General features: G+C 56.5%; 12 protein-coding genes. 5 read left to right on the top strand and 7 right to left on the bottom strand.

Annotated elements, in window-relative coordinates; genetic code table 11:
* Window positions 1-468: 468 nt before the first annotated feature.
* Window positions 469-1,290, bottom strand: coding sequence for an AraC family transcriptional regulator (locus NSS83_RS30970; RefSeq protein ID WP_341347204.1), 822 nt, complete (start codon window positions 1,288-1,290; stop codon window positions 469-471).
* A 141-nt stretch (window positions 1,291-1,431) separates the two neighbouring features.
* Here NSS83_RS30970 and NSS83_RS30965 point away from each other — a divergent pair, with 141 nt between their 5' ends.
* On the top strand, window positions 1,432-3,255 hold the full coding sequence (locus NSS83_RS30965) for an acyltransferase (protein WP_341347203.1): 1,824 nt from the start codon (window positions 1,432-1,434) through the stop codon (window positions 3,253-3,255).
* 168 nt (window positions 3,256-3,423) lie between these two features.
* Here the strand turns inward: NSS83_RS30965 and NSS83_RS30960 are convergent, their stop codons facing one another.
* Together NSS83_RS30960 and NSS83_RS30955 are read right to left on the bottom strand one after the other, a co-directional pair.
* Window positions 3,424-3,630, bottom strand: a complete 207-nt coding sequence (locus NSS83_RS30960; RefSeq protein WP_036702456.1) for a hypothetical protein — start codon at window positions 3,628-3,630, stop codon at window positions 3,424-3,426.
* Window positions 3,631-3,649: 19 nt separating this feature from the next.
* Window positions 3,650-4,267: an ATP-dependent Clp protease proteolytic subunit gene (locus NSS83_RS30955; RefSeq protein ID WP_341188135.1), complete on the bottom strand. Its 618-nt coding sequence runs from the start codon at window positions 4,265-4,267 to the stop codon at window positions 3,650-3,652.
* Window positions 4,268-4,404: 137 nt separating this feature from the next.
* Here NSS83_RS30955 and NSS83_RS30950 point away from each other — a divergent pair, with 137 nt between their 5' ends.
* Together NSS83_RS30950 and NSS83_RS30945 are read left to right on the top strand one after the other, a co-directional pair.
* On the top strand, window positions 4,405-5,175 hold the full coding sequence (locus tag NSS83_RS30950; protein WP_341188037.1) for an RNA polymerase sigma factor: 771 nt from the start codon (window positions 4,405-4,407) through the stop codon (window positions 5,173-5,175).
* 55 nt (window positions 5,176-5,230) lie between these two features.
* A complete protein-coding gene (locus NSS83_RS30945) occupies window positions 5,231-6,130 on the top strand; it encodes an NAD-dependent epimerase/dehydratase family protein (protein WP_341347202.1) in 900 nt (299 codons plus the stop codon).
* Here NSS83_RS30945 and NSS83_RS30940 read toward each other — a convergent pair.
* Window positions 6,110-8,227, bottom strand: coding sequence for a methyl-accepting chemotaxis protein (locus tag NSS83_RS30940; RefSeq protein ID WP_341347201.1), 2,118 nt, complete (start codon window positions 8,225-8,227; stop codon window positions 6,110-6,112). The genes NSS83_RS30945 and NSS83_RS30940 overlap by 21 nt on opposite strands.
* 150 nt (window positions 8,228-8,377) lie before the next feature.
* On the opposite strand from NSS83_RS30940, the gene NSS83_RS30935 reads away from it, so the two are divergent.
* Entirely contained in the window at window positions 8,378-8,614 is a 237-nt protein-coding gene (locus tag NSS83_RS30935) for a hypothetical protein (RefSeq protein ID WP_341347200.1), read from the top strand.
* Window positions 8,615-9,046: 432 nt separating this feature from the next.
* Window positions 9,047-9,616, top strand: a complete 570-nt coding sequence (locus tag NSS83_RS30930; RefSeq protein ID WP_341188033.1) for a YdeI/OmpD-associated family protein — start codon at window positions 9,047-9,049, stop codon at window positions 9,614-9,616.
* A gap of 601 nt (window positions 9,617-10,217) precedes the next feature.
* Here NSS83_RS30930 and NSS83_RS30925 read toward each other — a convergent pair.
* The 3 genes from NSS83_RS30925 to NSS83_RS30915 form a co-directional block, all read right to left on the bottom strand.
* The gene (locus NSS83_RS30925; RefSeq protein ID WP_341347199.1) at window positions 10,218-10,358 is read right to left on the bottom strand and encodes a hypothetical protein; all 141 of its coding nucleotides are present in this window, start codon (window positions 10,356-10,358) and stop codon (window positions 10,218-10,220) included.
* A gap of 75 nt (window positions 10,359-10,433) precedes the next feature.
* The gene (locus NSS83_RS30920; protein ID WP_341188031.1) at window positions 10,434-11,606 is read right to left on the bottom strand and encodes an amidohydrolase family protein; all 1,173 of its coding nucleotides are present in this window, start codon (window positions 11,604-11,606) and stop codon (window positions 10,434-10,436) included.
* A complete protein-coding gene (locus NSS83_RS30915) occupies window positions 11,603-12,382 on the bottom strand; it encodes a glucosamine-6-phosphate deaminase (protein WP_341188030.1) in 780 nt (259 codons plus the stop codon). Before NSS83_RS30915 ends, NSS83_RS30920 begins: the two co-directional genes overlap by 4 nt.
* Window positions 12,383-12,415 lie beyond the last annotated feature (33 nt).

Genomic DNA, 12,415 nt, shown 5'->3' with positions numbered 1-12,415 from the left:
GCTACATCCTATGAAAAATCAACAACGCTGATTATACAGAAACTTTCTCAATAAATCAATAAAATCCGACAAAAACTGTGATCTTCCGTGTAAAATCTGCAGTTTTCTACATTAATACTCTGTTATTCACTTCATTGCACTGAAATCCTTCGTTTTCCTTCGCTTTTAACCTTAATAAATTGAGAACCAGCTTAGGGTCGCGTCCACATTTCAGTCCATCAGGCCAACCGGATAATTATATCACAACGGCGGTGTTGTTCAACTTTTTATTTTAAATTTAAGCAAGGCAGCCGGACAAAAGTGCAAATGAGGCACATTATAATAACTTACCCGTTTTTCGCTGCCGTTAACTGATAAGTGTAAAGGTCGCCCAATGTTGACTAATCTGATCCGATCCGGTCCGGTCCATTCGTTTATTATGCGTAACCCTGCCTTTCCCATACCTCTGTCATACCTGGGCGTTGCGGATTAACCAGACCTCATCGCAGACGGCGGTTGTCCGCTGAGCTGCTTGAAGGCTTTGCTGAAATGAAACTCATCGCTGTATCCGCAGGCGGCCGCAATCTCCTTCAGGGTTAGCCTGGTATACAGCAGCTGCTTCTTCGCATGCTCATAGCGGATCTCACTTAAATACCCTTTGGGACTCTTGTGCAGATATTGCTGAAAAAGACTGCGTACATACGAGGAGGATATGCCGTAGCGCACCGCCAGCTCATGGATCTGCAAGGGTTCACTGTAGCGCCGCTCCAGCTCCTCTTTCATCCGTAAGAATAATTCGTATCCCTGCCCCCGGTCAGGAAGGCCGCTCTCCTTAGCCTGAAATAATTCGTACAAAAGCTGATAGAGCAGCGCCTTAGTCTTAAGCTGGCTTCCGGGACTGCCCGGAACAAAATCTCCGGCAATCTGGCGGAAGAGCTGACCCAGCGCTCTGCCCGGCTCCCTCCCCGGCTTCAGGCGGAAAGGTAAAGGCAGCACAGGAAGCGGCTCTACCCTCCCCTGATTGTCCGCTGAAGGCGACATTGTATACAGCGAGAGCAGGATCATGGTGATCCGCAGAGGCATCCCGCCTCCACTGCTCATCTCCATGGACAGTCCCGGCCGCAGATAGAACAGCATATCCGGCGACACCGGATGCTCCTCTGTATCTGTACAGAACACTCCCTCCCCCTCCTGAATCCAGTATAGGCTGTGGACATGTATATTCTGACGGATATCCCTCCAGTGCGGGAAGGTGGTCTTGTCATGAATCCAGTGGATATCTATCACCAGATTCTGCGGAATCTCCTCCATGAATAGCTCCTCCGTTTCTCGGCCTGTCATTTCTGAAGCATTTTTGACATGCCAATTCTGTTCATTATACCATGCCACTCCCCTGTATTCATTGCTACACTTAGGACATTAACGGCTGGAATGATGAAGGAGAGATACCAGATGACTGAAACCTTATCCACTACGGCACAAGCCCTGGATTACATGCCTTGGATTGGCCTGTCCGAACAAGAAAGGCTTCAGCAGGACCGGCACCAGCAGCAGCTTGCTGCCGATTATCCCTGCACCTTCGGAGAAGCCTGCTTCGTCTCGCCGCAAGCCATTGTGCTGCCGGATCAGCTAACGCTCGGCGACCGGAGCTACATCGCCGGAGGTGCGATTGTCCGCAGCACACGGCTGGTCACAGGCAGCGACTGCTCTATTAACAGCTATAGTATATTGTCAGGCGATATTACCATGGGCAATGGTGTACGGATTGCTTCCCATGCAAGTCTATACGGCTTCAATCACGGCTATGCCGTGACGGATGTTCCGGTCTTCCGCCAGCCTCTGACAGTCAAAGGCATTGTCATTGGAGATGATGTGTGGATCGGGGCGAATGCCGTGATTCTTGACGGAGTGCGGATCGGGTCGCACAGCATTGTTGCGGCGGGGGCGATCGTAACCCGCGATGTACCGGCTTACAGCATTGTCGGCGGCAATCCGGCCAAGCTGATCCGCAGCCGTCTGGCCGGGAAGACAGTGACAGAAGATCATAAGGAGGATGCAGCAATGGAGATGAAAGAGCAGGCTGGCGAATATGCAGAGCATGTAGCGGATGCGCAGAGACTGTCGTCTGCTGAATATGAGGCAGATACTGCTAAGCTTGAAGGAGCGGGAATGGGCAGCGGGGTGCTGCCGTGTGGCGGAGCGGAGCCTGCTCCTTCAAGCCTGTATGAGCAGCTCACGAATTTCAGCAAGCAGGTGCAAGAGCAGCTAGCTCCCCTGCTTGCGTTCTACTCCGAAACGTTAGAGGGAGAGAAGCTGTTCCGGGACCGGCCGGGAGCGGGGCGGACTGTACGGGCCTACTGCGATGCCGTGGAGATCGCTGCGATGTTCGGCAATCTGCCGCCTGGCTGGACGAAGGAGGAGCTGATCGCTACATTAGAGCAGTTCCAGGATAGCCGGACCGGATTATTGCCCGACCCGTGGTCGCCGCCCGGGCCGGAGGATCAGCCGGAGCTGTTGGCCGATCATCTCTCGCGTTATCATCTTCTTGCAGTAGGCTACGCGCTTGAGGTGTTAGGTTCTGCTCTGCCTTATCCCGTTGCCGTGGCCGAGAATATGGATACCGCCACACTGTATCTGCAGCTTGATAGTCTGCCCTGGGCGGACAATGCCTGGGGCGGCGGCGACTGGATTGATTGCTATGCTACCGGGCTGTATCACAATCTGAAGTCCTTCGGCTCCGGCAAGCGCCCGGATGATCTGTTCGGCTGGCTGGCGACGCACTGCCGCTGGGACTCCGGGCTGTGGGGTCTGCCGACTGCGGAGGAGGGCTGGCTGCAGCCGGTGAACGGCTTTTACCGGCTTACCCGCGCTACCTATGCCCAGTTCGGCCTGCCCCTGCCGTACCCGGAGCAGAGCATCGATACCGTGCTGGCTCACAGCCGGGACCGCCGCTTCTTCCGCCTGGACGCGCTGAATGCCTGCAACGTGCTGGATGTCGTCCACCCGCTCTGGCTCTGCCTGAAGCAGAGTGATTACCGGCAGGCGGAGATTCGCGCCTGGGCAGAGAAGCTGCTCGGCGAAGTACTGCCCTTCTGGGTTCCCGGACGCGGCTTTGCCTTCCAGCTGTCGCGCCAGCAGGAGACCGGCCTGCAGGGCACGGAGATGTGGCTGAGCATCGTTTATCTGCTGGCCGATCTGTGCGGGTTAAGCTCCGCTCTGGGCTACTCCCCGAAGGGAGTACACCGCCTGGAGCCTGCCTTCTCGTTATCCGTATAAACGCAGCTTGCGCCCACAAGGCGGCTTGAACTTATTTTCATAAGTGGAAACGAAACGGCTGTGCCATCCTTTAAAAGATGGTACCGTTTCAGCGCAAAAACCCCGTCGTCTCCGCTCGTTCTGAGCAGAGATGACGGGGTTTTGTTCGCTTTTACATGCAGCTTCCGATTATTGCCCGAAGCCGACGCGCGGACGCTCGCGCTCCTTGGTCTGCAGCTCTACTGCCCGGATCGAGGTAATGGGAATGTAGAGGGTCTGATACTCCGTACTGTATTTCACGAACCGTTCATCCAGCTCTTCCAATACGCCTCCTCTAACACTTGTACCATCCAAAAAATGAATATGAACTTCCTGTCCCTTCAGCGCTTCCAGCATGCTCTTCCTCTCCTTCGTCTCACAAATGGGTGATGATAGTGTCAATAATTCCGTATTCCAGTGCCTCCTCAGCCGACATGAAGTAATCCCGGTCCATATCCTTCTCCACCTTCTCCTTCGGCTGGCCGGTCCGCTCAGCGGTGATCCCGACAATCTTCTCACGGATCTGAAGAATACGTCTGGCGCTGATCGCAATATCGCTGGCCTGCCCCTGCGCCCCGCCATGCGGCTGATGGATCATAATCTCGCTGTTCGGCAGGGCTGATCTTTTGCCAGTGGCTCCCGCAAGCAGCAGCAGTGAGGCGAACGAAGCAGCAAAACCGGTGCAGATCGTGTTGACTTGAGGTTTAATTACCTGCATCGTATCATAAATACCGAAGCCTGCGGTAGTTGAACCTCCCGGGCTGTTGATGAACATCTGAATATCCTTCTCCGGCTCATCGGCCGCGAGGAACAGCAACTGCGCAATAATGCTATTAGCCAGCCCGTCATCAATTGCCGCACCCACGAATACAATCCGGTCCTTCAGCAGCCGGGAATAGATATCATAGGAACGCTCTCCTCTGGCCGTCTGTTCTATCACATAGGGTATTACACTCATTCTGGTATGCCTCCTCTGATCTGTTTTAGTGTGGATACCCTGTAAACGGGTTGCCTGCGCGAAAAGATACGGAAAGCGGAAGAGGTGCGGAAATAGCGGGGTGCGTATCTTTTACATTGTGCCGTTCGTTTATATAATAGAAGCAACGCAACCCATTGAAGGAGAGGGCTACTATGACGATTCTTGAACATCACCGGACACCGGATACGATAGCTATGGATACAAGACATCTTCAGGAGCTGGGAGCAACGCTGCAGCGCTACTGCCTGTCGCTCACACGCTCCCGCTTCGACGCCGACGATCTGGCGCAGGAGACCTGGGCCAAAGCGCTCGGCTACCGCAAATTCACCATCAGCCCCAATCCCGAAGCCCTGCTGCTGCGGATTGCCAAGAATACCTGGATTGACGCTTCCCGCCGCCGGGGATCGCTCATCCGGGCCATGGAACGGTCTGGAGTGTCAACCGATCCAGCTTTTGCAGCGGCAGTCCTAGAGGAGCTGACCGGGACGGAGCTGACCTTTCAGGCGCTGCTCGCCCATCTCTCGCCGCCGCAGCGGACCGCCTGGGTCCTCCGCGATGTGCTGGGGTATTCAGCCGCCGAGTCCGCCGGACTCTTGGCAACCACGGAAGGAGCAGTCAAAGCAGCGCTGCACCGTGCACGTCAAGCCTTGAGCAAGGTCCGGGAGGAGCTGATCCAGCATGAAGGTCCCGCGCTTCCGCAGGATGCCGATTACCGGGGTTATCTGCGGGCGCTGGCTGAGGCCTATGAGCAAGGGCAGATTCCAGTATTGCTGGAGCTGCTGCGCCAGGAGAATGCTGGAGAGGTAACTGCTGCTGTAAGTACATTTACTGTTCAGTCCGTGTATTCCATGTTTACAGACAACACCAGATACGCCTATACCCATGGAGTGCCTGCATATGGCGGACTTCGGATGGCTGCATAATACGGATGTAAGGAGCAGTGGCTCTGCTCTGACTATACCTTAGGAGGATGATCCCATGAAGAAGGTGCTTGTGCTTGGAGGGACGAGATTTTTCGGCAAAAGACTGGTGGAGCTGCTGCTCCAGAACCAGGACAGCGAGGTCACCATTCTCACCCGGGGTCTAACTGAGGATACCTTCGGCGAGCGTGTCACCCGGCTGGCTGTGGACCGGACGGATGAAGCGGCTCTTGAGCAGGCTGTCGGGGATACTGTATGGGATATCATCTATGATAACATTTGCTACACGCCGGATGAGGCGGCGGCAGCTGTACGGATCTGGGCGGGGCGGGCCAAGCGGTATATCCTGACTTCCAGCTTATCCGTGTACGATCCGCAGCCGGAGGCGCTGGCTGAAACGGACTTCGATCCTTGGCATTATCCGCTGAAGTCTGGCGGAAAGACGGAAGTCAGTTACCAGGAAGGCAAAAGGCAAGCCGAAGCGGTTCTGCTTCAGACAGCGGATTTCCCGGTGGCTGCGGTGCGTTTTCCGATTGTGCTGGGCACGGATGATTATACGCGCCGGCTGCATTTTCACATCGAGCATGTTCTGGCGGGAAGGCCGGTTGGCATCCCTAATCCGCAGGCGGAGATCTCGTTCATCCGTTCGGACGAAGCGGCTGCTTTCCTGCATTGGCTGGGCCGGGAAGGCTCAGCCGTTACGGGGCCGGTGAACGCCTGCTCGGACGGCACCCTCACCATTGGCGGCGTCATCTCCATCATCGAGCAGATCACCGGAAGGACCGCTATCGTCCAGAGTGAAGCGGCGGAAGGCGACCAATCGCCTTTTGGCATCGGTGCATCCTGGTTCATGGATACGGCAAAAGCCCGCAGCGCGGGCTTCAGCTTCCTGTCCTTATCAGAGTGGTTCCCGGAGCTGGTCTCTTCGCTGACCCGTTCACTTCGCCAGGACCAGTAGCTCCTCCTCCAGTTCTTTGGAGATCTCTTTCTCCGGTTCGTTCACAAGCGTACTCAGGCCGGGTGCAGGCTTATCCTGCACCGGTATTCCCGCAGGCAGGGGCCGGTGAATTCCGGCTTCTGCCTTTTTTTCCGGCTGTTCAGTCAGGTTCGCATGCATCTCCCGCTGTGGCTTGGACTGGATTCTCCCGGCTGTCTCCGCTTCCAGCTTCTCTTCGAGCATCAACTGCCCCGGCACTTCCGCCTTCGCTTTCGATGCCTGTACCCTTCCGCGAACCGTTGTATCTGCATATGCTGAACTTGAATTTGAACCGGAATCTGCTGCTGATTCATGCTCAGATGCTGCTTCCCGTGTAATTCCGTCCTCAGCAGCCTCCGGTATTTTGAACACATTGATCTCCCGGAACAGCCGCTGCGAGATTTCATTAATCTCCCCGGCCTGCCTTGCAATGTCCCCAATAGCCTGATCCTGCTGGGTGCTGGAAGCGTTAACCTCCTGAACTCCGGCCGCCGTCTGCTCGGCTACTGCCGCAACCGAATGTACAGATTCGGCAAGCCGCGAATTGAGGGTACGGGTCTGTTCCACCTTATTGTGAATTTGCCCGATCTGTGTGCTGATGCCTGTAATCGATTCGTCGATAGCGGCGAAGGAAGCCAGGGTCTGCTCCACCTGATGGTCCTGCTGCTCCAGGCTGTCCCGGGTCTCCATCATATGCCCCTGAAAATCCTCCATACCGGCCTGCAGCTCCTGAATAATCCTGCTGATATGCACCGAGGAGTCATTCGTCTGCACAGACAACTGCCGCACCTCATCGGCAATCACGGCGAAGCCTTTGCCTGCTGCTCCGGCCCTGGCCGCTTCAATCGCGGCGTTCAGTGAGAGAATATTCGTCTGCTTCGAGATTTCGGTGATCGAATGGGTAATGCGCGAGATATCCTTGGACTGGTTCACCAGCTTGTCCAGCGCCCCGTAGACCTTGCTGATGGACGCCCGGGAATGCCGGGAGCTCTGGCGCAGCGCTGTAACGGTATCCGAGCCCTGCTGTCTATTCCGGTTAGCGGCTTCACTTGTCGTCAACATGACATCCGTATAGTCAGTAATCTCCTGAACCCCGCAGGCCAGCTCCTCCAGGAGCTGTGTGCTCTGCTCCGACTGGCTGGCCTGCTGGTCTGCCCCAAGCGAAATCTCCTGTATGGTTCTGACAATATTCTGGTTCGTATGCGCTGTAACCGCCGAAGACTGCTCGAAAGATTGCGCGTAATCGGCAAGCGAGCCTGCCGCAGACAAGGTCTGCCGCAGCATCCCCTGTACCCTGCCGACCATATGGTCGAAATGATGGCTCAGCTGTCCCAGCTCATCATTGTACGGAGAGTTAATCTGCTGCCGCAGATCGCCCTCCGCGATCTGTCTGAGCGCCGCCTGCAGCTTGCGCACCGGTGACAGGAACGAGCGGATCAGCAGCCAGGCGAGCACCAGCATGAACAAGGATACTGCAATTGCAGCGTACATCACGATGGATACCGTATCATCCAGCAGAGCGAAGGAGACACCCTGGGCCTGATCGGCATGGGTAGCGGCAGCGGTGTACAGCTCACTGTTGGTCTTCAGCATGTCCTGATTCAGCGCAAGCGCTTTTGTATGTATACCATCTATGGTCTCCAGCACACTCAGCGGATCAAGGGTCTCGTCCGACATCGTCGTTACCAGTTCTTTCGTTAGAGCGCCATATTCCTTTGCTTGTGCAGACAGCAGCTTATAACTGGCAGAAGCAGGCGTACCCTGTTCAAAATTCACCTTGCCCAGCTCCGCAGACAGCTGCTGCTGCTTTTCCCGCAACGGTTCGGCCTGCTCCAGGTCACTGGATTCCGCCAAGGAAGTCTCCGCACGGTTCAGCTCCTGCAGCTGCTGGGTGATGGTTGAGACCGTAATTCTATTCTCCATTTCGCTCTTCTGCCGTTCCATGGATTGCTCGACCTGCTTGATTTTATGTCCCTGGTACAGGGCCACACCCAGAAAAATAAGTGTAATCGCCGAGAAACTCAAGATCAGCTTCCATTTCATCGAAAAGTGCAGCGGCTTCCCCTTCAAAAGTATCATCCCTTCATATCCAGCCTGATTTTGCAATAGGTATATTCTGCTAATACTCTCTAATTGTAAAAGCCGGATATTAATTGTCCTCCTAAGTTATGTATGCGCAGCGTAAAGAATCTGTTGCGATACTGTTAACAAATGTGCAGAATTTAAGGAATGACAGGACTAATAGGACTATTGGGACTATTGGATAGGGACACGGCTTATTTGTACGGGACGATTCGGCCGGTTGGGGTCAGAGAGACAAGGTGGGACAGCAGCGGTTGGTGGGACAACAGCGACTGGTGGGACTGCAACATCTGGTGGGACAGCAGCGACTGGTGGGATAGCAGCGACTGGTGGGACAGCAACGGCTGGTGGGACAGCAGTGACTGCTGGGACAGCAACCACTGATGGGACAGCAGCGACTGGTGGGACTGCAGCGACTGGTGGGACAGCAGCGGCTGGTGTGACAGCAGTGACTGGTAGGACTGCAACGGTTGGTGGGACAGCAGCGACTGGTGGGACAGCAGCGACTGCTGGGACAGCAACCACTGATGGGACAGCAGCGACTGGTGGGACTGCAGCGACTGGTGGGACAGCAGCGACAGGCCCGGTTGTTGTACAAATTGCAACATTGATATACCGATAAAAGGGTAATTCTAAAGATTGTTGCACAAAATGCAGGAATATCGCCGCCCAACCCCTTAGAGAAGAGGAAATGCTGCCTTTTGTGCAATATTTTCAGATTAGGATTAGTTTAATGAGGGAGAAGTTGTATAATATGCAGGATTTGTACCAGCAAGAGCGCAGAAGGCATACGCAAGAAGGGACTGAAGAGTAACAGTGAGCATTGAAAATAGGCTTGAAGCTACTTCAAGAGAAGAATTAAGAGATTGGCTAATGGCGAACAGCACCACAGAGGGTTCTTGCTGGATAGAAGTCAGTCTCAAGCCGCTCCCGGGGACGATACTGTATCTGGACGCCGTGGAAGAAGCGCTGTGCTTCGGCTGGATTGACGGGGTGAAGAAGGCGGGGGCTGACTCGAAGCTGGCGCAGAGATTATCCCCGCGCAGCAAGCGCAGCTCATGGACCGAGCTGAATAAGGAGCGCGTCCGCCGCCTGGAGAAGCTGGGACTGATGCGCGCCGAGGGACGGCGGTGCCTGCCGGATATGGATGTAGAAGCTTTTCGAATTGATCCCGTGATTGAGCAGAGATTGAAGGCGGACGAGCAGGTGTACCGCCATTTCCTGGCTTTCCCGGCGCTGTATCAGCGGGTGCGGATCGACACCATTCAGAGCTACATCCGCCAGCCGGAGCTGTTCGAACGCAGATTAGACAAATTCATAGAGAATACCAGAGTGAACAAAATGTACGGCCAATGGCATGACGGCGGGCGTCTGCTGGATTATTAGTTCTGTTGGAGTGTAGTTGTGGTGGATTATTAGTTCTGTTGGTGAGGTTGATTTCGGACAAATTGTCCATACAGTTGGGGCATGTAGATCCTGAATGGTTTGCGCAAGCGGTAGGTGTGGGGATGTGTGATGGGTGCATTGAAAGTAACTGGGGGTTGCTCTGCATGATGGGTATTACATGATGGAGATTACATGACTGAGATTACATAATGCATAATGGTTGGAAAAACGTATCTTAATCTAGAACATTTGGAGCATTTGCGGAACTTAGTTGGATTTATGACATTTATGTTCGTGCGAACTCCCTCTATGGCTCTGATGCCAGCATATTAAGTGTCGTTTATCCAACTACGGACTCGCTATGCCCCCTTCCGCCCCTGAACAAGTGCCCAAAATCCAACTGTTCCCTGCGGCTGGGGCTGAGGTTGAAGGTGAGGCTGGTGCTGATGCAGACGATAAGGCTAATTCAGTACACATATGTTGATGCTGATGTGATGCAGCTTGTGGTCCAGGTGCTGGCGCAGACGTTGACGCTAGTGCGTGCATCGCGCAGATGCTAATACGAATGTATGCGGAAAACCGAATACATTTACTATTAATGTTACTGGCGTGGTGCAGACGCTGGCGCAACAGCCATGTCCATGTCCTTGTCCTTGCCCTGTCCTTGCCTTGCCCTGCCCTGCCCTTGCTCTGCCCTGTCCTCGCCCAGCACCTGCCGCGCTCGCCCTCTGTAATCGCTCAATTTGAGCGATTCACTTACATATCATAACAGGCCCCCATAACCTGGGGGCCTGTGCACACCTTACCGCCGCGCCGCTCAGTCCCGGCGGTACACCCAGCCGCCGGCCTGGCACAGCGCCGCCAGCGTAAGCCCGGCACTGCCCGGCCCGGTGCGGCGGATCAGCGCCAGATCGGCCGGTGCCCCGGCCGCCAGGCCCGCCGCCGCCGGCAGGGCCATGAAGCCTGCCGGGCGCACGGACGCCATGTCCCAGGCGTCCGGCAGCGCGGCCAGGCCCGCGGCGCTGAGGCGCGCGATGTGGCGCAGCAGCATCTGCGCCGAGCCCGCCAGCAGCCCGGGCTCGCCGGCGAGATGCAGCCGGCCCGCCGGGGTCAGCACGACACGGCCGCCGACCGGCGTGTCGTAGCTGCCGGGCGCCAGCCCGGCCAGGGCAACGGCATCGCTGACCAGCAGTGCCCGCTGGCCCTTGACCTTCATCGCCACCTTCAGCACCTCCTCCGGGAGGTGGAAGCCGTCGGCGATCAATGTGCACCACAGCTCATCTGCCGCGAGCTGGGTCCACAGGTAGTTCGGATGGCGCGGCAGCATAGCATGCGCGCCATTGCCCAGATGCGTGGACAGCCGCGCTCCGGCGGCTACCGCCCCGGCAATCTGCGCGGCATCCGCTGACGTATGCCCGATGGAGACGGTGATCCCCTGCCGTACACAGTGGCGGATGAACTCCGCGCTCCCCTCCCACTCGGGGGACAGCGTCACGATGGCGATGCGCCCGCCGGAGGCCGCCTGCCACTGATCCAGCAGGGCCGTGTCCGGCGGCCGGATATGCTCCAGGGCATGCGCCCCGCGCGGACCGTCCTCCGGCGAGAGGAACGGGCCCTCCAGATGGATGCCCTTGATGGTTGCCGCGCTGGCTGCGTCCTCGTCACAGGCCCGGGCAAGGGCCCGCATTGCTCCCAGGATGGTATACGGCGCGCCGGTAATCACCGTAGGGTAACAGGCGGTCACCCCCTCCCGCCATACCGCGCGGACTGCCTTCTTGACATCCTCTGCCGTCAGCGCCGGATGATTGAAATCATGTCCGCCATAGCCGTTGATCTGCAGATCGACAAGCCCCGGAGCCACCAGCGGCAGCTCTGCCTGTTCCTCCAGCGTCAGCCGCGTCTCCAGCGGTTCGATAACAGCAATTAAGCCCTCCTCCACCGTAAGCCGGACCGGCTCGCCCGTCCGGTAATGCAGCGCCTCCAGCTTCATGAGAAGACCGCCCCGAAAGAGTCCGTGTCCACAAACATCCGGCAATCTCCATGCTCCCGCAGGATGGTGGACGGACAGGCCGTAGAGATGGTTTCATGCAGCGTACGGGTCACCGCACCGCGCTTGGAAGCGCCCGGTACCATGCAGAACAGCCATTGCGCGGACAGCAGCACCGGAATCGTCAGCGTCAAGGCCTGCTGCGGCACTTCCTCCAGACTGGCAAAACACCCGTCATTCACCTGCTGCCTCCGGCAGATATCATCCAGAACCACCAGCTTCACAGGAAGCGGATCAGCGAAATCGGCTACCGGCGGATCATTAAACGCCAGGTGACCGTTCTCCCCGATGCCAAGACAGACTATATCGATAGGTGCTTCTGCCAGCAGCTGTCCATAACGCCTGCATTCCGCTTCGCTACCAGCGGCAGGATTCAGATAATGAACTGTTCCCGGCCGTACCTTGTCGAACAGCGCCATACGTAGGAAGGCGCCGAAGCTCTGCGGCGAGTCTTCTGGCAGGCCGGTATATTCATCCATATGGAACGCGGTAATCCGGCTCCAGTCCAACTCCTTCGCAGCGGCAAGCTCAGCAAGGAATTCATTCTGCGAGGGGGCGGCGGCGAAGACAATCCGCACCTGCGCTTTGGAGGCCAGCAGCGCCCGGATGGCCCCCGCTGCCTCACGTCCGGCAGCAGCTCCAAGCTGTGCACGGTTTTTGTATACCCGGACAAGCATAGCACCCGACAGCTCGGTATGAATCGGTTTGATCGTCAGCATGGGTAATGCCTCCTTGCTTCAGGGGGTTGTGTG

Origin of the sequence: Paenibacillus sp. FSL H3-0469 (assembly GCF_038051945.1) — a bacterium.
In the GTDB taxonomy this organism is placed as follows: domain Bacteria; phylum Bacillota; class Bacilli; order Paenibacillales; family Paenibacillaceae; genus Paenibacillus_AQ.
The sequence above is the reverse complement of the archived record's forward strand: the minus strand, read 5'-3'. Positions and strand labels throughout refer to the sequence as shown.

Excerpts from the sequence above, each read along its gene's own strand:
- NSS83_RS30920 (WP_341188031.1), bottom strand. The coding sequence starts at position 11,606 with ATGAAGCTGGAGGCGCTGCATTACCGGACGGGCGAGCCGGTCCGGCTT.
- NSS83_RS30935 (WP_341347200.1), top strand. The coding sequence starts at position 8,378 with ATGACAGGACTAATAGGACTATTGGGACTATTGGATAGGGACACGGCT.
- NSS83_RS30950 (WP_341188037.1), top strand. The coding sequence starts at position 4,405 with ATGACGATTCTTGAACATCACCGGACACCGGATACGATAGCTATGGAT.
- NSS83_RS30970 (WP_341347204.1), bottom strand. The coding sequence starts at position 1,290 with ATGGAGGAGATTCCGCAGAATCTGGTGATAGATATCCACTGGATTCAT.
- NSS83_RS30960 (WP_036702456.1), bottom strand. The coding sequence starts at position 3,630 with ATGCTGGAAGCGCTGAAGGGACAGGAAGTTCATATTCATTTTTTGGAT.
- NSS83_RS30940 (WP_341347201.1), bottom strand. The coding sequence starts at position 8,227 with ATGATACTTTTGAAGGGGAAGCCGCTGCACTTTTCGATGAAATGGAAG.
- NSS83_RS30945 (WP_341347202.1), top strand. The coding sequence starts at position 5,231 with ATGAAGAAGGTGCTTGTGCTTGGAGGGACGAGATTTTTCGGCAAAAGA.
- NSS83_RS30915 (WP_341188030.1), bottom strand. The coding sequence starts at position 12,382 with ATGCTGACGATCAAACCGATTCATACCGAGCTGTCGGGTGCTATGCTT.
- NSS83_RS30965 (WP_341347203.1), top strand. The coding sequence starts at position 1,432 with ATGACTGAAACCTTATCCACTACGGCACAAGCCCTGGATTACATGCCT.